The sequence below is a fragment of the Sphingopyxis sp. H115 genome, from assembly GCF_001468465.1.
Taxonomy (GTDB): domain Bacteria; phylum Pseudomonadota; class Alphaproteobacteria; order Sphingomonadales; family Sphingomonadaceae; genus Sphingopyxis.
This window is the reverse complement of sequence record NZ_LNSA01000019.1, coordinates 1-18,895: the sequence shown is the minus strand read 5'-3', so window position 1 is coordinate 18,895 and position 18,895 is coordinate 1. Positions and strand designations below refer to the sequence as shown.

Genomic DNA, 18,895 nt, shown 5'->3' with positions numbered 1-18,895 from the left:
TATGCGTTGGTCGAGTTACTTCCATTGTCCGATATCGAGCCGCAGGCGGTCGAGGCGCTCCTCGACGCTGCTTTCGGACCGGATCGCTTTGGACGAACCGCCTATCGCATCCGCGAAGGCATGGATGCGGTCCCGGCTTTGAGTTTCGCGGCGGTCGAGGATGGCGCGCTGATCGGCACGATCCAGTGCTGGCCCGTCGCGCATCGCGGCGTCGACGGCACCGCGACGCCGCTCGTCATGGTCGGTCCGGTCGCGGTCAGCCCCGACGTCCAGCGCGGCGGCCACGGTCGTTTGCTGATGGCGCATATGCTGGAGGCCGCCGAGCATGAGGCCGACGGTGCGCTGATGATGATCGGCGACCCCGAATATTATGGTCGTTTCTTCGGCTTTGCCGCCGATGCGACGGAGGCGTGGGACTTGCCCGGCCTGTATGAGAAGCGCCGCCTGCTCGCGCGGGCGGTCAACGGGCACGTCCTGCCGACGGGCGCGGGAAGGATCGGGCCGCGCTGAGCGGGCTTGGGGTTGCGCGCTCCGCCCTTCCGCCTATGTCGGATGGATGGTCAGCCCTGCACCCTCGCTTCCAAAGGACTTCGCCCAGCTTTCGCTGACCGAGGCGGCCGAACTGCTCGCAGCGCGCAAGCTGCCGCCGGTCGAAAGCTGGCACCCCGAACGCAGCGGCGACAGCGCGATGGAGATTCACGCCGACGGCAGCTGGTATCACGAGGGCGGGCGAATCAACCGCCCCGCGATGGTCAGACTCTTTTCGACGATCCTGCGGCGCGAACCCGACGGCAGCCACGTCCTTGTCACCCCGGCCGAGAAGCTGGCGATCACCGTCGAGGACACCCCCTTCCGCGCGGTCGAGATGAAGAGCGAGGGCGAGGGTGAGGCGCGCAGGCTCGTCTTCCGGCTCGATACCGACGATCTTGTGATTGCGGGCGCGGACCACCCGCTGAGTTTCGGTGACGATCCCGACGACCCCGACCCGCGCCTCCACGTCCGCGGTGCAATCGCCAACGGGCTGGAGGCGCGCATCGACCGCGCGCTCTATTACGATATCGCCGAACTGGCGCTGGCGGAGGGCGGCGATCCGCCCGCCATCTGGTCGAACGGCGCCTGCTTTCCCTTGGTGGGCGCCGCCTGATGCTTTCCGAAAAATTGCGCGCCGCGCTCGAGAATCTGCTTCCCGGAGTCGGCGAAGACGAGGCCTATCTCGGCACGCCGACGCTACGCGATGCCGCAGTGCTGATCGCCTTTACCGACCGCCCAGACCCCGGCGTGATCCTGACCCAGCGCCCGCAATGGCTGCGTAGCCACGCGGGGCAGGTCGCCTTTCCTGGTGGCAAGATCGATCCCGGCGACCGCGATGCGATCGATGCGGCGCTGCGCGAGGCGGAAGAGGAAATCGGCCTTAGCCGCCGCGACGTGATGATCGCGGGCGCGACCGAAGCCTACCAGTCGGGCAGCGGCTATCGGATCACCCCGGTGCTCGGCGTCATCCCCCCCGACCTGGCATTCGATCCCAATCCCGACGAGGTCGAAGACTGGTTCGAGGTGCCGCTCGACATCCTGTTCGATCCCGACAATTATGCGCGCCAGCATGCGAATTTTCAGGGGCACGACCGCCATTATTACGACATGGACTGGCAGGGACGGCGGATCTGGGGCGTGACGGCGGGGATCATCATCAATCTGGCACGGCGTTTGCCCGCCGGATGGCACCGGTGACGACGCTGCCCGATGCCGCATGGCGCGACCGCGCCGGGCTGCGCCGGATCGTCGCGGCGCTGAGCGCCGATGGCGGCGCCGTGCGGCTGGTGGGCGGCGCGGTGCGCGACACATTGCTTGGCCTGCCGGTCGCCGATGTCGACCTTGCGACTCCCTTGTTGCCGGGGGAGGTGACGCGGCGGTTGGCAGCGGCGGATATCAAGGTCATCCCGACGGGGATTGCGCACGGCACCGTCACCGCGATCGCGAGCGGCGACCATCATGAAATCACGACGCTGCGCCGCGATGTCGAAACCGACGGGCGCCGGGCCACGGTCGCCTTTGCCGACGACTGGCGCGACGATGCGGCGCGGCGCGACTTCACGATCAACGCGCTTTATGCCGACCCGGACAGCGGCGCGATCGACGACTGGTTCGGCGGGATCGACGACTTGCGGGACGGATGCGTGCGCTTTATCGGCGACGCCGCGACGCGGATCGCGGAGGATCATTTGCGTATCCTGCGCTTTTACCGCTTTGCTGCGCGTTTCGGTCGCGGCCCGCTGGAGCCCGCCAGCCACGCCGCGGTGATCGCGGCACGCCAGTCGCTCAAAAGCCTGTCGCGCGAACGCATCGCCGACGAATTGCTCAAGCTATTGTCGCTGCCCGACCCGCGCGTCATCGTCGGCCAGATGGCGGCGGACGGTATTTTCGACGTGCTGCTGCCCGAACGGGATTCCGCTTTTGCCGCGGGTTTCGATCGCCTGCTCTCCAATGAGGCGGCCGCGGGCGCCGTGCCGGGACCGCTGCGCCGCCTGTCGGTGCTGCTTCCCGCCGACGCTGCGGTCGCCGAGCAGGTGGCGAGCCGGCTGCGGCTGTCGACGCGGCAGCGCAAGCATCTGGCCGCGATCGCCGGGCATCGCGGCGATGTTGCCCGCCCCGCGCGGCAGCTTGCGCACGCCATCGGGATCGACGCGGCGCGCGACGTCCACCTGATTGCCGGGCGGGCAGACGCGGTGCAGGCGCTGGAAGGCTGGGAGGTGCCGTTGCTGCCGGTGAAGGGGGGCGACATTGTCGCGCGCGGGGTTGCCGCCGGCCCCGACGTGGCGCGTATATTGAAAGCGGTCGAAGCCCAATGGGTGGCGGAGGATTTCCCCGATGCGATGCGCGTCGCCGAGCTGGTCGATCAGAATATCGGGCGCACCAACGACTGACGCCAGTAGTCGAGCGCGGCCTTGCTATCCATCGGCCGCGCAAACAGGAACCCCTGTCCGAAGTCGCAGCCGAGCGCCGACAGCAATCGCGCCTGATCGGTGGTTTCGACGCCCTCGGCGGTCGTCTTCATGCCGAGCACCTCGGCGAGGCTCTGGATCGTGCGAACGATCGCCACCTTGTCGCGGTCGTCGACCATATGTTCGACGAAACTGCGATCGATCTTGAGCACGTCGATCGGCAGGCGCTGCAAATAGGCGAGGTTCGAATAGCCGGTGCCGAAATCGTCCATCGCGACGCGGGCGTGCAGCGCCTTGAGCTGGCTGAGCACCGATAGCGCAAGGTCGGGATCGCCGATGATCGCGCTTTCGGTGAGTTCTATCATCAGCCGTTCGCCGCCGATGCGGTGTTTTTCGAGCGCGTCGCGCACGACGCCAGCGACATCGTCGCGCACCAGCTGGATCGCCGAAACATTGACCGAGAAATAGGCGTTGACGATCTCGCCGCCATTCTGGCCGTCCCATTCGGCGAGTGTCGCCGCCGCTTTGCCAATCGCCCATTGGCCGAGCGGGACGATCAGCCCCGAATCCTCGGCGATCGGGATGAATTCGGAGGGCGAGACCGCATGGCCGCTGCTGTTGTCCCAGCGCGCGAGCGCCTCAAATCCCGCGACGCGCCCGCTCGACATCTCGATCAGCGGCTGGAAGGCAAGGTGGAGTCGGTCTTCCTCGATCGCGTTGCGCAGTTCTGTTTCGAGCCCGAAGCGGTTGTCGGACAGCATGGCGGCTTCGGGTTCGTAGATTTCGATGCGATCGGTCTGCTTCGCGCGTTTCAGCGCAATCTGGGCATGCCGGATCTGATCGGCGACATCGGTGTCAGCTGCGGGTTGAATCGCACAGCCGAGCGCGCAGTCGACGCTGACTTTCAGCTCGCCGATGCGGAATGGGTGGTCGAAGCAGCCGCGAATGCGCCGCGCCATTTCGCGCACATCGGCGCGGCCGCCGGTCACCCGCGACGAAATGGCGAATTCGTCGCCGCCGGTGCGCGCCAATATGTCGCCGCTGCGCAGGCTCGATTTCAGCCGGCGGGCAACGGTGATGATCAGCTCGTCGCCCGCCATCGGGCCGATATGTTCGTTGATACGCGAAAAGCGTGCAAGGTCGAGCAGCAGGATCGCATGATCGGCGGCGGTGCCCTCGGCCAGCGTACGCTGTTCGACCAGTTCCTCGAACCCGGCACGATTGGGGAGACCGGTCAGGCTGTCCGACACGAGTTCGCGGCGCAGGTTGCGCTCAGTCATCATTTCCTGCGTGCGATCGATCAATGTCAGCAGGAACAGCCCTTCGTCACCCGCTTCGGTGGGCAGCGGGCCGATCGACCCGCGCAGGTCGCGCGCCGCCGGACCTTCGCCCAGCTGGCACGAAAATTCCTGTGCTTGGTCGGATCGTTTCGCGGCGCGTTCGATCGCGCGGAGCATTTCGATCGGCGCATCGACGCCGGCGGGAGACAATTTCAGCCGGTCGAAGGCGGTATTGCTGGCATGAAGGCGGAAATTGCCGCGCCCGAGCGGACGGACAAGCGCCGCCGGGACCGGCAGCGCATCGATCCATCCGACAAACAGCGAGGGCCGGTCTTCACCGGTTCGATCAATAGGCATAACAGCGGGTTTTAAGCGACCTTTCCCCATTGGTCCTTGCGTAGTTGCCGGGGAGTAAAGAAGCTATTTACGGCAACCACAAAATAAGGTCAGTCGAAGCGGTTGTTGCGCGGAAAGCCGGTTGGCGGCATCCGGCCGGCCGCGCCGCGTGCGACGCGCCATGGTGCCAGATCGGTTTCGGTCCGCGTGCGGCCGCTATCGCCGCCCATCGCCCAGCTCAGACCCTCGGCAAAGACAAAGCTGATCGCGTCGGCCAGGCCGCCGTCGCGATAGCGTTGCAGCATCACACCCTGGCCGCGCGCCATCACCGGCACCTCGGCAAGCGGGAAAACGACGAGTTTCCGGTTCTCGCCCACCGCAGCGACGCTGTCGTCGCCCGCAGCGATCGGGCGGACGACCGCCAGGACAGCCTTGGGCTTGAGGTTGACGACGGCCCGCCCCTTGCGTGTTTCGGCGACGACTTCGGACATTTGTGCGACGAAGCCATGGCCGCTCGTCGAGGCGAGCAATAGGCGGCCTTCGGCGCTTGCCGGGATGAGCGCGACGATGCGCGCGTCGGGGTCGATATCGACCATCAGGCGCAGCGGCTCGCCAAAGCCGCGCCCGCCGGGCAATTTGTCGGCACCAACGGTAAAGAAGCGCCCGTCGCTCGCGGCGACCAGCAGCTTGTCGGTCGTCTGCGCGTGCGCGGCGAACAGCAGCTCGTCGCCTTCCTTGAACTTAAATTCGCCCCACTGGTCCGCCGCGACATGGCCGCGCTGGGCGCGGATCCAGCCGCGCTTCGACAGGATCACCGTCACCGGTTCCTTCTCGATCATCGCGTCGAGCGGGATCTCGCGGGTCGGTGCGGCTTCGGCGATCGTCGTGCGGCGCGCGCCGAGCAATGTTTCGAGGCCATAGACGTCGCGCAGCTTTTCGAGATCCTTGCGTAGCCGTGTCTTCTGCCGTGCGGGGCTTTCGACCAGCTTTGCCAGTTCCTCGCGCTCGGCGGTCAGGTCCGCCTGTTCGCGTTTCAGCTCCATTTCCTCGAGCTTGCGCAAGCTGCGGAGGCGCATGTTGAGGATTGCCTCGGCCTGCCGGTCGGTCAGGATGAACTCTTGGATCATCACCGGCTTGGGCTCGTCCTCGGTGCGGATGATCTCGATGATCCGGTCGAGGTTGAGGAAGGCGATGATATAGCCCGCGACCAGCTCCAGCCGGTCGTCGATCTTCGCAATCCGGTGCTGCGCGCGGCGGACGAGCACGACGATCTGGTGCTGGAGCCATTCGGTGAGCAGCTGTTTCAGCCCCATCACCTTCGGCGTGCGCGTCGCATCGAGCACATTGAGGTTGAGCGCGAAGCGGCTTTCGAGGTCGGTCAGCCGGAACAGGCTGTCCTTCAGTACCTCGGGATCGACGTTGCGGCTCTTGGGTTCGAGGACGATGCGCAGATCCTCGGCGCTTTCGTCGCGCACATCCTCGAGGATCGGAAGCTTCTTGTCGGCGATCAGCTGCGCGATCTGTTCGATCAACTTGCCCTTGGCGACGCCATAGGGAATTTCGCTGATCACGAGTTGCCAGGTACCGCCGGTCAGCTTCTCGATGCCGCTGTCTTCCCAGCTGCCGTCGGCAGTCTTGCCGGTCGAGAAGCGCGCGCGGACGCGAAAACCGCCGCGCCCGGTTTCATAGGCGTGGGCGATCGTCTCGGCGCTGTCGACGACGATGCCGCCGGTGGGGAAGTCGGGGCCCTTCACATGCTCGAGCAACTCGCCCAGCTCGGCATTCGGATTTTCGATCAGCAGCAACGCAGCGCCGATCACCTCGGCGGCATTGTGCGGCGGGATGTTCGTTGCCATGCCGACCGCGATCCCGCTCGCCCCATTGGCGAGCAGGTTCGGGAACAGCCCCGGCATGATCTCGGGCTCTTCATCCTCGCCATTATAGGTCGGCCGGAAATCGACCGTGCCCTCGTCGAGCCCCTGCATCAGGTCGATCGCGACGCGCGTCAGCCGCGCCTCGGTATAGCGATAGGCGGCGGCATTATCGCCGTCGATATTGCCGAAATTGCCCTGGCCGTCGACGAGCGGGTAGCGCAGCGAGAAATCCTGCGCGAGGCGGACCATCGCGTCGTAAACCGCTGTGTCGCCGTGCGGGTGGAACTTGCCGATGACGTCGCCGACGACGCGCGCCGATTTTTTATAGCCCTGCGATGGGTCGAGCCGCATCGCACGCATCGCCCAGAGCAGGCGGCGATGCACCGGTTTCAACCCGTCGCGCAGGTCGGGCAGCGAGCGTGCGGTGATCGTCGACAGCGCATAGACGAGATAGCGTTCGGACAGCGCGCTGTCGAACGGGGTATCGATCATGCCGGGGGCGGGTTCTGGATTGTCGGGATCGTCGGTGGTGCTGGCCATTGTCCGCAGCCGATAGCAAGGCCGATGCGCCAAGGCAAAGGCTTGCGTCGACGCTCAGCGACATTAGCTTGGTCTTTCCACTGAGGGAGGGTCGGCATTTTGAGCGAAACCACTGGCGCCATTCGTAAAAGCATCTGGTCGCGCGCGAAAGAAATGGCGCAGCAGGCGCCGCCCGAACGCAATCGCTACGTCGATTTCCTGCGCGCATTGTCGATCCTCGCTGTCGTTGTCGGCCATTGGCTGGTCGCCGCACCCTATATGAAGGACGGCGCGGTCGAGGGCGGACACCTGCTCGGAATCCTGCCGTGGACGCAGTGGCTGACCTGGGGATTCCAGGTCATGCCGCTCTTTTTCCTCGTCGGCGGTTTCTCGAACGGGATGTCGTGGGCGGCGACGCGGCGCAAGGGCGGCAGTTACGAAAGCTGGTACAGCGGGCGGCTGCAACGGCTGATCAACCCGGTGCTGCCGCTGTTCCTGATCTGGACACTCGTCGCGATGTTCGGGACGCTGGCGGGGATCGAGCGCGGAGTGGTCGCGATGGCGGCGCAACTCGCGCTGATCCCGGTGTGGTTCCTGTCGGTCTATCTGATGGTCGCGGCGGTCGTGCCGTTGACGTGGCGCGCGTGGCAGCGCTGGGGTTTCGGTTCCTTCTGGGCGCTCGTCGCGGGGGCGGTGGCGATCGACGTCGCGGCGCTGCGCTTCGACGTTCCGCATGTCAATTTTCTCAACTTCGCCTTTGTTTGGCTCGCGATCCACCAGCTCGGCTTCGCGTGGAGCGAGGGGCGGCTGACGCCGGGCAGGGGGCTGTTGTGGGGCATCGGCGGGCTGGTCGCGCTGGCGTTGCTCGTCGGGTTCGGGCCCTATCCGGTCGCGATGATCGGGGTGCCGGGATCGGACCTCAGCAATTCGATGCCGCCGACGCTCGCGCTGCTCGCGCTCGGCATCGCGCAGGCGGGCTTCGCGCTCGCGCTCGAACCCGCGGGGCGGCGGATGCTGGGCAATATCCGCATCTGGACGAGCGTTGTGCTCGTCAACGGGATGATCATGACGATCTACCTCTGGCACCTCACCGCCTTCGTGCTCGTGATGATCGCGGCGTGGCTGCTCGGCGGGGTGGGCCTCGACGTCGCGCCGGGCAGCGCGGCCTGGTGGCTTGCACGGCCGGTCTGGTTTGCGCTCTATATTGCGACGCTTTTGCCGCTGATCATGGCGTTCGCGCGCTATGAGCGCGCGAGCAAGGATAGCGGCGAGGTGCCGCATTGGCGGTTGATCGCCGGGCTGCTGCTGATCTGCACGGGGCTCGGCGCCACCGCGGCGATCAGCATAGCGAGCCCGCTCGGGGTGACCGGCGTGCGCCTGTGGCTGGTCGCGCTGCCGTTCGTCGGCGCGGCGATCGCGCAGTTCGGGCCGGTGCACCGGCTGGCGCAATCGCGGAAGTGATGGGCGGCTTTGGGATAGGAAGCGGACGTTGCGACCCCAACCTCTTCGTCATCCCGGACTTGATCCGGGATCCATCGCGCCGCCGAAGTCATGGACCCCGGATCAAGTCCGGGGTGACGATGAAATGAAGGCCGGTATTCGGCCGGAAGCAGTTTACCGACTCTTCCAAAAATCGAAAACCGCCTGCTGCTGTTCCCTGATAAACCGCGCCGCCGCCGCACCCTCCCACGGCCCGTCATAGCCGAGCAGCAGCGCCGTGCCGCTGACCCACCAGCCCTGCCCCGGTAGCCGATCGCTCTCGCGCACCACCAGCACTGCCATGTCGGGCTCGCCGTCTACCGCGCAAAGGCGATCCACCTCCTCGAGCGTACGGCAGACCGCGCGCATCTTCGGTCGGGTGAAACGGAAGCCCAAATCGCCGAGCAGCTCCGAATAGCTGACGCTGCGCCCTTCGCGCGCCGCCGCGGTCAGGATCGCGCGGATGCGTTGCGCGTCGCCGAGCGCCGACACATCGGCCGGGATTTCGTCGCCGCCTAAGCCCCGATCTAGCGCGCCTTTGGCGGCCAAGGGATGAATCCAGAGGTTCGCACAACATAGGCGGCATAATCGGGCCGCGTCTTGTGTAGTCCCTTTTCGAGCAGGGCCTTGCCCGACCATTTTGTGAGCGTGAAGGTCAGGAAAACCGGCCCGATCAGGCTCGCGAGCGCCGGCCCCGAGCCAAGGTCGAGGACGATGAGCCAGATGCCCCACCAGGTCAGCGCGTCGCCGAAATAATTGGGGTGGCGCGTGTAGCGCCACAGGCCGGTGTCGAGCACCCGGCCCTTGTTCGCCGGATCCTTGCGAAACGCATCGAGCTGCGCATCGCCGATACTTTCGAACGCGATGCCGATCAGGGCGGCGGCAGCGCCGATCCAGCCTATCATGCCAATGCTTTCCATCGGCGCGCTCGCGCTTGCCCAGATACCGATCTGCGCGGGCAGGCAGGTGAGAAACAGCAGCGGCGCCTGGGTCAGGAACACGGTGAGCAGCGCGGTCTTTGCCCAGCCCCATTTCCGTCTTTCCATCGTGTGCGCGAGGATCTTGCGGTAGCGTGGATCCTCGCCATGGCGCGCCCAGCGGACGGCCAGGTGGATCGCAAGCCTCAGCCCCCACAAGGTCGTGAGGCCCAGCAGCAGCTTCGCATGCGCCGCATCGAACCCCGCCTGCCACGCCGCGCCCCATGCGAGCAGCACCATGCCAAAGGCCCAGAAGGCATCGATGAACGATACGTCGCGGAGGGCGAGCGCGATACCCCACAGGATCAGGATGATGCCGATCAATCCGGCAAAATTGGCTGCAAGCAGCAAAAGGACGTCACTCATGCGCGCATATCCTGTTCCTCGTCGACCCCGACTATATCATCGATCGACTGCACCGCGCGCTCGGGAAATTTGGGGATGCAACCCTTATAGATTTCCAGCACCTTCAGCATGTCGGCGCGAAAGTCGCCGGTCGGCCAGATGAGTGGGCCGAGGCCGCCCGTCTTGCGCCCGTAATCCATGATACCGACCACCATCGGCACCTTTGCAGCCATCGCGATCTGATAGAAGCCGGTCCGCCATTTCTTCGCCTTGCCGCGCGTCCCTTCGGGCGCGACGGTCAGAACGAACTCGGCGCGCCGCGCGAACTCGTCGACCATCTGCTGCACGACATTGGTGCCGCCGCGCCGGTCGACGGGGATGCCGCCCATCTGTTTCATGAACCCCGCCAGCGGCCAGCGGAACAGCGATAATTTCCCCATGAAATGAGGCTCTAGCCCGAGGTCGCCGGCGAGTCCCAGGAAATTGACGAAGTCCCAATTGCTCGTGTGCGGCGCGGCGATCAGCACGAACCGCCGCGGTTCGGGCACGACGCCTTCGGCCTTCCATCCCCGCATCCGGTAGAGCAGAAGCAAAATCCGGCGCACGCCGCGCGCCACCAACCCCGGCGGGTTGTCATCGATCTTGGTCACTTTGGCTCCTCTCCCCCTCGCCCGGATTGCGCCAAAGCCCACCGCTGCGCAAGGGGGCGTGCATCGCGGCTTGTCGCAGCGCCGTCTTTCTGCTCCCTAGCGACAACGAAACGGGGGAAATATCGATGATGAAATTTTCGGCGCTGCTGACGTCCGCCCTGCTGCTCGCGGCGCCCGCGGTCGCCGCCGAGGCGCAGCCGCGGCCCGACCAGCTCGCCTTTCGCGAAATTTACAAGGAACTGGTCGAAACGAACACGACGCTTTCGTCGGGCAGTTGCACGCTGGCCGCCGAACGCATGGCGGCGCGGCTGAAGGCGGCGGGCATCCCGGACAGCCAGCTCACCCTGTTCACGACCCCCGAAAATCCGAAGGAAGGCGGTCTCGTCGCCATCTATCCGGGCACCAGCAAGACCGCCAAACCGCTCCTGCTCATCGCGCATATCGACGTCGTCGAGGCGAAGCGGGCCGACTGGGAACGCGACCCGTTCGTGATGGTCGAGGAGAATGGCTATTTCTATGGCCGCGGCACCGCCGACGACAAGGCGCAGGCGGCGGTGTGGGTCGACACGCTGATCCGCTTCCAGCAGGCGGGCTACAAGCCCAAACGCGCCGTGAAAATGGCATTGACCTGCGGCGAGGAAACCAACGGCGCGTTCAACGGGGTCGAATGGCTCACCGCGAACAAGCGCGAGTTGATCGACGCCGAATTTGCCTTGAACGAGGGCGGCGGCGGCGACAGCGACGGCAAGGGCAAGGTGCTGGGCCAGTCGGTGCAGGTCGGCGAAAAGACCTTCGCCAACTTCCGCCTCGAAACGCGCAATCCTGGCGGCCACAGCTCGGCGCCGGTGCCCGACAACGCCATTTACGAACTTGCGCGCGCGATCACCAAGATCGAGGAGCATGAATTCCCCGTCGAGATGACCGACACGACGCGGCGCTTCTTTGCCGAAGCGGGTGCGGCGCGCGGCGACGAAACGGGCGCGGCGATGGTCGCGCTGGCGAAGAACTCCGCCGACAAGGCGGCGGAGGCGACCGTCAACAAGGATCCCTTTCTCCACAGCAATCTGCGCACCACCTGCGTTGCCACCCTGCTCGACGGCGGCCATGCGCCGAACGCGCTGCCACAGCGCGCCGGCGCGAACATCAACTGCCGGATCTTTCCGGGACACAGCATCGAGTCGATCAAGGACGAGCTGGCGAAGGCCATCGGCGATCCCGGCGTGACGATCACCCAGCTGCCGCCGAAGCGCCCCGCGCCGCCCGCACCGCCGCTCGACCCGAAAATCATCGGCCCGATGCAGACACTCGTCGACAAATACTGGCCGGGGCTGAAGGTCATCCCGTCGATGGCGAACGGCTATACCGACGCCACTTTCCTCGGCGCGGTCGGCATCCCGACCTATGGCGTCCCCGGCATGTGGGGCGACCCCGACGGCAATGGCGCGCACGGCCTCAACGAACGCATGGAAGTGCGCTCGGTCTATGTCGGGCGCGACTATATGTTCGACCTGGTGAAAGCCTACGCCGACAAGCCTTGACGGGATATGGCCTCAGCCCACGAATGCGCGTTCGATCACGAAGTCGCCCGGCGATGCGTTCGATCCTTCCTTGAAGCCCAGTTCTTCGAAACGCGCCTGCAAGTCGCGGATCATCGCCATGCTGCCGCACATCATGATGCGGTCGTTTTCGGGGTCGAACGCGGTCGGCCCGGTCAGCGGGTGGCCGAAGAGCGACCCATCGTCGATCAGCGCGTCGATGCGCCCCGTTGTGCGGAAGGGCTCGCGCGTCACCGTCGGCAGATAATGGAATTGCAGCAGCGCCTGATCCTGCACGAGCGGATCGCCCGCCAGCTGGCTTTCCAGCTCATCGCGGAAGGCGAGGTCGCTAACCTGCCGTACGCAATGGACGATGACGATCTGGTTGAACCGCTCATAGATGTCCGGGTCGCGCGCCAAGCTGAGGAAGGGCGCGAGTCCGGTGCCGGTCGAGAGCATGAACAGCCGCTTGCCCGGCAGCAGCGCGTCGGCGACGAGCGTCCCTGTCGGCTTGCGCCCCAGATAGACGGGGTCGCCCGGCTGGATCAGCTGGAGCCGCGAGGTCAGCGGGCCGTCCGGCACCTTGATCGACAGGAATTCCAGCTCGTCGGCATAGGCGGGGCTGGCGATCGAATAGGCGCGGAGCAGCGGGCGCCCCTCGCCCGGCAGGCCGATCATCACGAACTCGCCCGAACGGAAACGGAAGCTTGGTGGGCGCGTGATCGTGAAGCTGAACAGATGCGCGTTCCAGTGGCGCACCGAACGCACCTCTTCGACCGTCAGCGAGGCGGAGGGGGCGAGCTTGGCGGCTTCGGCAATACGGTCACTCATCATTTTGGACTTTCTTGATATGTCGTGGCGCCGGCCGCGAGGGCCGGCATGTCGAATCCCGCCGCAACCAGCCGGCGGGACGCCGCCGCCATCGCCTTCGCGATCTGGCCGACGCTGCCTTCCTCGGCCAGCAAGGCCAGCGTCGCACGGGCATTTGCGGCGCTCTCAAGCGAAAAGTCGCGCCAGAGTCCAAGCAGAATTGCTTCATCCTCTGAAATCTGGAGGCATGGCATCGGCGCAAGCGCCAGCGTTTCGACCGCATCGCCGGCGAGCAGCGCCATCGCGATATGGAAATCGGGAAGCGCCCCCGGCGCCTCTACCGCAGTGAAGCCCCGATAGAGCATCTGCGGCGGACATTGGCCGCGGGCGACCGCCGAAACCCACGCGCGCATCGCCCAGAGCAGGAAGCGCCCGCCATTGCAGAGGCTTTCCACCGGCCGGTCGACAAAGGCGTACATCGATCCCCTTTCCATCGCGCGCATGATGCGGCACAAGTGGGCTTATATGTTATTGCGAGTCATTTGCAATTTAGAATTTTGTTTTTGCGTTTTGGCGAAACGGCCGCTTGGACCGATTGCAGGCATCCATATCGGCTGTAAGCCGACGTCATGTGGCAACTTATCGTTCTCGTTCTAGCCTCGGGTCCACTCGCCCCCGACGATGCTTTAAACATCAACGGCGAACAGTTCGGCCCGCCAACGACGCTGACGTGCACTTGGTTCTCGAATTTTGAGAACAGCCAGTTTGAGCAGTGCCGCAGCGAGGCCGGCGAGACGCTTCTTTCGGATGAGCGAGCATCCGTCGAATGCTCAGCAGAGACGTGCGAAGCATTGGACGCCGGGGCTCGGCGGGTTGCTCAATGGTGGAAACCTGATCCGCCCTGGGGAACTTTCTCGGTGAAATTGGTCGGGCGAATAAGCCTTCAACCGCATCAAGGGCGCCATCTCGGCGACGGAACGCGTATCGTGACTGTCGAGAAAATTCTGAGCGTGAGCAAGGCGGAATAGTCTGGCCCGGCAGGTTCCGCTCCCACCCCTTATCGGACATTCGCCGCCGATCCGGTGCGAACGGCAGGAAACGACCGATTGCGGACACTGGTTCTTCGTCATCCCGGACTTGATCCGGGATCCATCGCAGCGTCGAAGTCGTGGACCCCGGATCAAGTCCGGGGTGACGAGGGGGCGGAACGAACGGCCGCTTCCTACCCCTAAGCGGAAATTAGCCTACTTCTTCAGCCCGATCTCGCGCAGCCGTTCCTGCAGATAGTCGTCGGCGGTGATCGGCGTCGGGTAGAGGTTGGGATGTGCAGCGTCGATGCAGCTTTCGAGCGTTTCGATCGGATAGTCGGAACGGAAATGCAGGAAGAAGGGCATCGAGTAACGCGCGACGCTGGCGCGGCCTTCGTCGGGGTTGCGGACGCGGTGCGTCGTCGATGGCAATTTGTTATTGGTCAGCCGCTGGAGCATGTCGCCGACATTGACCGCCATCGCGCCCGGCGGCGGCGAGACGGGGAGCCAGCTGCCGTCCTTGTCGAGGATTTCGAGCCCGGCTTCCTCGGCGCCGAGAAGCAGGGTGATCGTGTTGATATCCTCATGCGCTTCGGCACGGATGCCCTTGGCGGGGGCTTCGACCGGCGGATAGTGGAGCAGGCGCATCACGCTGTTGCCGTCCTTCACCGTGTCGTCGAAGAAATCGGGCGCAAGACCCAGGTAGCGTGCGATACCCGACAGCAGGCGGCCGCCGACGCGGTCGAATTCGGCGAAGAGCTTGTCATAGGCGGTGCGGAAGCCCTCGACTTCTTTCGGCCAGACATTGTTGGGCTGCTGCGCGGCGAGACGATGGCCGGGGGGCAGGTCGCGGCCGACGTGCCAGAATTCCTTGAGGTCGACTTCCTTGGCGCCCTTCGCGATTTCGGTCCCGAACGGCGTATAGCCGCGCGCGCCGCCGCCGCCGACGATATGATAGGCGCGCTTGACCTCTTCGGGCAGCGCAAAAAATTCCTTCGCCTTGGCCCAGGCTTCGTCGATCAGGCCGGGGTCGATGCCATGGTCGGTGATCATCGCGAAGCCGAAACGTTCGAACGACGCCCCGAAGTCCTTCGCGAACTGGTCGGCGGGAAGCGACATGGAAATGACGGGTACGGCAGCGGTCATGAAAGATAGGTCCATCTGATAGGGGCAGCGCCGTCGGGGCGCATCATGAATCGCGATTTAGGCGCTGCGGCGCGCGGGTTAAAGGGAAAAAGGCGGTTTCGCCGCGCGCGCGGCTCGGCTAAGCCCGCGACCATGGCAAAGCAATATTGGCTGATGAAATCCGAACCCGACGCCTATGCATGGGACCAGCTCGTGCGTGAAGGCAAGGGCATGTGGGACGGCGTGCGCAACCACACTGCGAAGCTCAACATGATGGCGATGAAGAAGGGCGACGAAGCGCTCTTCTATCACAGTAATATCGGCAAGGAATGCGTCGGCATCATGGAGATCGTCGAAGAGCATTCGCCCGATCCGACTGCCGAAAAGGGGTCGCCCTGGGTGATCGTTCGCGTCGCGCCGGTGCGCGCGCTCGCCCATCCGGTGACGCTCGCGGCGATCAAGGCCGACCCGAAGCTGGCCGACATGGACCTGATCCGCCAGTCGCGGCTGTCGGTCGGGCGCGTTACGCCCGCCGAGTGGAAGCATATATTGAAAAAGTCGGAAAAACCCGCCGGCTGAAGGCGCGCGCTTATTTGGCCAGTTTTGTCTTGAGATGGTCGGCGACCGAGGCGTGCAGCGGATTGACGAACTCGCAGCCGTAATTGTTGCCGTCTTGGCGGCGCACGACGGCCTCGACCGGTTGCAGCCCGGGCAGGTTCACCCAGATATGCTTGCCGATCGCCTGGCGCGAAAAGGTGAACATGCGAAAGCCGTTCGCCGACAGGTCGAAGAGTTCGGCGTCGAAGGGATTGGAGCCGGCTTCGCGAAAGCGGGCACGCCCATCGACCGACGCGCGCTCGTCGCGGCGCGCCGAGGTAGGCGCTTTCATGGTTTCGAGGGTGCGATTTCCCAACATGCTTCTGGTCCCGGCAATGCTCTTGATTCGCCCGTTCTTACGCCGCCGTTGGTTACCCCAAAGTGAAGGAATATGGTGAATTTCTCCTATAGCGGCGGCTGTTCGCCGACCGCCATCAGATGGCTGGGAAAGGGGGCGACAAGCTGGGCCGCATCGCGCCATTCGGCGGTCAGCCAGCGCTCATGATCCTCGGCATGCAGGATCAGCGGCATCACGCCGGGACCGAGCCGATCGAGCAGGCCATTCGGATCGGTCGTCAGCATTGCGAAGCCCGGCCAATCCTCATTCTGGCGCTGGATGCCTGCGAAGGCGAAGATAGCCCGGCCCGAAACCGATGCCCAGCGCTGGCGCCGTGCGCCCGCAGGCCCCGACCACAGGGCAAAGCTTGTCGCCGGAATCAGGCAGCGAAGCTCGGGATGGCGCAGCGTGCCGATCCAGAAGGGGCTCGCGAGGTTACGGACGGTGGCGACGGGCTCGGTGCCCTGCGGCGGGGGCGGAACGCCCCACAGTTTCGGGCGGAGGTAACGGCGCGGGCCGCTGCGGCTGTCGGGGGCGATTACCGGCGCAGGGCGGCCGGGCGTGACATAATCGCCCGTCCACGGATCGTTGCCCGCATCGACGCCGAAAGTCGCGGCGATCGCGCGCGCCGGGGCATCGAGACGATAGAGGTTCATGCAGCCTGATCGCCGCGCGGCATGCGGCTGTCAATCGACGCGGCGCGCCGGTTTCACTTGTCCCAGGGAGACTTGTCGGAGGTCGGTTTGGTTTCGCTGAAGCCGCCACGTTCGGCGGCACGGTCGGCGGCGACCATCACCCCCGCGCCCATCATGCTGCACCCGACAAAGCCGAGGATCGTCAGGCATCCGAGCCCCATCAGGATCGATTTCACCACATCGGCCATCGTGCCGCTCCGTTGTTGTTCCGGTGGCGTGGATAGCGGCCGTGGGTAAAAATCGCGTTTACTGGTCGGGCTTTACGCGGCCGCGGCCCGCCTTGATGCTGCTGCGCGCTTTCTTGCTGTCGACGCGTTTGGCCTTGGCGGCCTTGCTCGGCCGGGTCTTGATGCGCTTTTCGGGACGGACGAGCGCGGCGTCGACCAGTTCGTTCAGCCGCGCGCGCGCGTCGGCGCGGTTCGCTTCCTGGGTGCGGAAGCTGCGCGCCAGGATGATCAGTTCGCCCGCCGCGGTCATCCTGCTTCCCGCCAGCGTCTTGAGCCGGCGATAGGCGTCGGGCGCGAGACCCAGCGCGAACACATCGACGCGCAGCTGGCACGCGGTTGCGACCTTGTTGACATTCTGGCCGCCCGGACCCGACCCGGCGAGGAATTTCTCGCTGATCGCGTGTTCGGGGATATCAGCCACGCGTGGGCTCCGCTCCCTCCGGCGCGGCAAAACCCAGCGCGACGAAGCGGTCGGGGAAGGGCGCCTCGGCGATTATTGGCGGCTTGACGTCACGTTTTACGACTAGCCGTTCGGCGTGGAGCAGGGTGCGGCTTTTCGTTCCGCCCCGTCCGTAAACCGGATCGCCGGCGAGCGGAAAGCCGAGCCCTTCGAGCGCATGGACGCGCAGCTGGTGCGTGCGGCCGGTTTCGGGGCGAAAGCGGAGCAACGCGCGGCCATCGACGATGGAGAGCTTTTCCCAGTGCGAGACGGAGGGTTTGCCTTTTGGATCGCCGACCATGCGCCAGCCCGTCTCGGCGGTCGATGTCTTGGCGAGCGGCAGGTCGATCGTGCCGCTGTCGCCGTCGGGCACGCCGTCGACGATCGCGAGATATTGTTTCTCGACTTCGCGGCTTTCGAAGGCGCGAGTGAAACGCCCGTGCGCCTTGGGATTGCGCGCGAGGAGCAGGCAGCCCGATGTGTCGCGGTCGAGCCGGTGGACCGCAAGCGGCCAGCGCTTGAAACCGAACCGCAGGCTGTCGAGGTGGTTTTCGAGGCTGAGGCTGCCGTCGCGCGGCGCATCAACGGGAAGCCCCGCGGGCTTGTCGATGACGAGCGCTTCGCCGTCGAGGAAAAGGACATGATCTGAAAGGAGCATGGCGCGCTATAGGCGGGCCGGCGTTCAGCCGAAAGCGTAAACGTCGAACGTCGCGGAATCGGGGGTCGGCGATGCTCCGGCGGCTTTGGCGTGGTGAGCCGACGTTCCTCCCCACCCTCGTCATTCCCGCGAAAGCGGGAACCCAGTGGCTACGCTGGCTCGCTGGGTTCCCGCTTTCGCGGGAATGACGAAGAAAGGGAATGGCAACTAACGGTCGCTAACCGATATTGCGCTACGCGCTCAGCGGCGGTGAGCCCCTGCAACCAGCCCGGCGGGGAGGGTCCACGCCGGGCTGGGGCCATGCGCCGTCACCCGCGAGCCATACGAAAGGAAAAGGCTCGCGAGACGGCGCATCGGTTCAGGCAGCCTGCTTCAGTTCGCCGATCGCGGCGGTCGCGCGGTTGAGCGCTTCGCCGTCCATCATCTGCTGGTCGGCCGCGATGATCGTGACGTCGGTGATGCCGACGAAACCGAGAACGTGGCGGAGGTAGCCGGTTGCGAAATCATAGTCGCTGCCGACCGGGACACCGCCCGAGGCGACGACCAGATAGGCCTTCTTGCCCTTCAACAGGCCTTCGGGGCCGGCTTCGGTATAGCGGAAGGTGCGGCGGGCGCGGGCGATCAGGTCGATCCAGGCCTTCAGCGACGCGGGGATCGCGAAATTATAGACGGGGACGCCGATGACGATCGTGTCGGCGGCTTCGAGTTCGGCGATCAGCTCGTCCGAGCCGGCGAGCAGCGCCTTCTGATCGTCGCTGCGATCGGCTTCATCGGTGAAATTGGCACCGACCCAGCCTTCGGTGAGCAGTGCGGGCGGGGTGAGCGCGAGGTCGCGGTGTACGACCTTGGCGCCATAGCCCTGTTCGAGCAGGTGGTTCACGAGATGGCCCGCCAGCTGGCGCGTGGTCGAACCATCGTTGCGGGCACTGGCATCGATACGAAGAATATTGGTCATGGCATTACTCCTTGGCGTTGATGAGAGGGGAGGGAGGGGGTGCCGCGAGCCACCCATTTTCAGGGAGGCTCGCGGCACCCCCTCCCTCCC

Annotated in this window: 22 protein-coding genes; 8 read left to right on the top strand and 14 right to left on the bottom strand. The window is 65.4% G+C overall.

Translation table 11 applies throughout. The features are described from left to right. Positions 1–6: 6 nt before the first annotated feature. The 4 genes from ATE71_RS13815 to ATE71_RS13800 are packed head-to-tail and all read left to right on the top strand — an operon-like array spanning position 7 to position 2,921. Positions 7–510, top strand: a complete 504-nt coding sequence (locus ATE71_RS13815; protein ID WP_058803953.1) for a GNAT family N-acetyltransferase — start codon at positions 7–9, stop codon at positions 508–510. Between the two features lie 46 nt (positions 511–556). Beyond that, positions 557–1,144, top strand: coding sequence for a DUF1285 domain-containing protein (locus tag ATE71_RS13810; RefSeq protein ID WP_058803952.1), 588 nt, complete (start codon positions 557–559; stop codon positions 1,142–1,144). Further along, complete coding sequence (locus ATE71_RS13805; RefSeq protein WP_152998789.1) at positions 1,144–1,728, top strand: CoA pyrophosphatase; 585 nt, start codon at positions 1,144–1,146, stop codon at positions 1,726–1,728. The genes ATE71_RS13810 and ATE71_RS13805 overlap by 1 nt, the downstream gene beginning before the upstream one ends. Further along, positions 1,716–2,921, top strand: coding sequence for a CCA tRNA nucleotidyltransferase (locus tag ATE71_RS13800; protein ID WP_058803950.1), 1,206 nt, complete (start codon positions 1,716–1,718; stop codon positions 2,919–2,921). Before ATE71_RS13805 ends, ATE71_RS13800 begins: the two co-directional genes overlap by 13 nt. Here ATE71_RS13800 and ATE71_RS13795 read toward each other — a convergent pair. Continuing rightward, positions 2,894–4,576, bottom strand: coding sequence for a putative bifunctional diguanylate cyclase/phosphodiesterase (locus tag ATE71_RS13795; protein WP_235588021.1), 1,683 nt, complete (start codon positions 4,574–4,576; stop codon positions 2,894–2,896). The genes ATE71_RS13800 and ATE71_RS13795 overlap by 28 nt on opposite strands. Positions 4,577–4,665: 89 nt before the next feature. Continuing rightward, positions 4,666–6,969 (bottom strand): DNA topoisomerase IV subunit A, encoded by a 2,304-nt coding sequence (gene parC, locus ATE71_RS13790; protein WP_058803948.1) that lies wholly within the window; start codon positions 6,967–6,969, stop codon positions 4,666–4,668. Between the two features lie 99 nt (positions 6,970–7,068). Between parC and ATE71_RS13785 the strand changes: the two genes are divergently transcribed. Beyond that, on the top strand, positions 7,069–8,409 hold the full coding sequence (locus tag ATE71_RS13785) for an acyltransferase family protein (RefSeq protein ID WP_058803947.1): 1,341 nt from the start codon (positions 7,069–7,071) through the stop codon (positions 8,407–8,409). Positions 8,410–8,562: 153 nt separating this feature from the next. On the opposite strand, the gene ATE71_RS13780 is transcribed toward ATE71_RS13785, so the two are convergent. From ATE71_RS13780 to ATE71_RS13770, 3 genes are read right to left on the bottom strand one after another with little or no spacing between them, the layout of a single operon-like run. Then, positions 8,563–8,976, bottom strand: coding sequence for a hypothetical protein (locus ATE71_RS13780; RefSeq protein WP_058803946.1), 414 nt, complete (start codon positions 8,974–8,976; stop codon positions 8,563–8,565). Then, positions 8,955–9,770 (bottom strand): DUF1295 domain-containing protein, encoded by an 816-nt coding sequence (locus ATE71_RS13775; protein WP_058803945.1) that lies wholly within the window; start codon positions 9,768–9,770, stop codon positions 8,955–8,957. Before ATE71_RS13775 ends, ATE71_RS13780 begins: the two co-directional genes overlap by 22 nt. After that, complete coding sequence (locus ATE71_RS13770) at positions 9,767–10,399, bottom strand: lysophospholipid acyltransferase family protein (RefSeq protein ID WP_152998788.1); 633 nt, start codon at positions 10,397–10,399, stop codon at positions 9,767–9,769. The genes ATE71_RS13775 and ATE71_RS13770 overlap by 4 nt, the downstream gene beginning before the upstream one ends. A gap of 125 nt (positions 10,400–10,524) precedes the next feature. On the opposite strand from ATE71_RS13770, the gene ATE71_RS13765 reads away from it, so the two are divergent. Next, entirely contained in the window at positions 10,525–11,937 is a 1,413-nt protein-coding gene (locus ATE71_RS13765) for a M20/M25/M40 family metallo-hydrolase (protein WP_058803944.1), read from the top strand. A gap of 12 nt (positions 11,938–11,949) precedes the next feature. Here ATE71_RS13765 and ATE71_RS13760 read toward each other — a convergent pair whose 3' ends face one another. Together ATE71_RS13760 and ATE71_RS13755 are read right to left on the bottom strand one after the other, a co-directional pair. Beyond that, positions 11,950–12,765, bottom strand: a complete 816-nt coding sequence (locus ATE71_RS13760) for a ferredoxin--NADP reductase (RefSeq protein ID WP_058803943.1) — start codon at positions 12,763–12,765, stop codon at positions 11,950–11,952. Beyond that, complete coding sequence (locus tag ATE71_RS13755) at positions 12,765–13,247, bottom strand: hypothetical protein (RefSeq protein ID WP_152998787.1); 483 nt, start codon at positions 13,245–13,247, stop codon at positions 12,765–12,767. Before ATE71_RS13755 ends, ATE71_RS13760 begins: the two co-directional genes overlap by 1 nt. Before the next feature lie 126 nt (positions 13,248–13,373). On the opposite strand from ATE71_RS13755, the gene ATE71_RS13750 reads away from it, so the two are divergent. Continuing rightward, positions 13,374–13,772, top strand: coding sequence for a hypothetical protein (locus ATE71_RS13750; protein ID WP_058803941.1), 399 nt, complete (start codon positions 13,374–13,376; stop codon positions 13,770–13,772). 216 nt (positions 13,773–13,988) lie between these two features. On the opposite strand, the gene ATE71_RS13745 is transcribed toward ATE71_RS13750, so the two are convergent. Next, positions 13,989–14,918, bottom strand: a complete 930-nt coding sequence (locus ATE71_RS13745; protein ID WP_058804017.1) for an isopenicillin N synthase family dioxygenase — start codon at positions 14,916–14,918, stop codon at positions 13,989–13,991. Positions 14,919–15,050: 132 nt separating this feature from the next. Between ATE71_RS13745 and ATE71_RS13740 the strand changes: the two genes are divergently transcribed. Further along, the gene (locus ATE71_RS13740; protein WP_058803940.1) at positions 15,051–15,476 is read left to right on the top strand and encodes an EVE domain-containing protein; all 426 of its coding nucleotides are present in this window, start codon (positions 15,051–15,053) and stop codon (positions 15,474–15,476) included. A gap of 10 nt (positions 15,477–15,486) precedes the next feature. On the opposite strand, the gene ATE71_RS13735 is transcribed toward ATE71_RS13740, so the two are convergent. The 6 genes from ATE71_RS13735 to ATE71_RS13715 all read right to left on the bottom strand — a co-directional run bounded on the left by ATE71_RS13735 (position 15,487) and on the right by ATE71_RS13715 (position 18,805). Further along, positions 15,487–15,813 carry a PilZ domain-containing protein gene (locus ATE71_RS13735; protein WP_058803939.1) on the bottom strand — a complete coding sequence of 109 codons (327 nt, stop codon included), beginning with the start codon at positions 15,811–15,813 and terminating at the stop codon, positions 15,487–15,489. Positions 15,814–15,899: 86 nt separating this feature from the next. Beyond that, entirely contained in the window at positions 15,900–16,487 is a 588-nt protein-coding gene (locus ATE71_RS13730) for an SOS response-associated peptidase family protein (RefSeq protein ID WP_058803938.1), read from the bottom strand. Positions 16,488–16,540: 53 nt separating this feature from the next. Continuing rightward, positions 16,541–16,714 carry a hypothetical protein gene (locus ATE71_RS22540; RefSeq protein WP_160328040.1) on the bottom strand — a complete coding sequence of 58 codons (174 nt, stop codon included), beginning with the start codon at positions 16,712–16,714 and terminating at the stop codon, positions 16,541–16,543. Positions 16,715–16,772: 58 nt separating this feature from the next. Then, positions 16,773–17,174 (bottom strand): alternative ribosome rescue aminoacyl-tRNA hydrolase ArfB, encoded by a 402-nt coding sequence (arfB, locus tag ATE71_RS13725; protein ID WP_058803937.1) that lies wholly within the window; start codon positions 17,172–17,174, stop codon positions 16,773–16,775. Then, positions 17,167–17,850 carry an RluA family pseudouridine synthase gene (locus ATE71_RS13720; protein ID WP_058803936.1) on the bottom strand — a complete coding sequence of 228 codons (684 nt, stop codon included), beginning with the start codon at positions 17,848–17,850 and terminating at the stop codon, positions 17,167–17,169. The genes arfB and ATE71_RS13720 overlap by 8 nt, the downstream gene beginning before the upstream one ends. A 358-nt stretch (positions 17,851–18,208) precedes the next feature. Beyond that, the gene (locus tag ATE71_RS13715; protein ID WP_058803935.1) at positions 18,209–18,805 is read right to left on the bottom strand and encodes an FMN-dependent NADH-azoreductase; all 597 of its coding nucleotides are present in this window, start codon (positions 18,803–18,805) and stop codon (positions 18,209–18,211) included. Positions 18,806–18,895 lie beyond the last annotated feature (90 nt).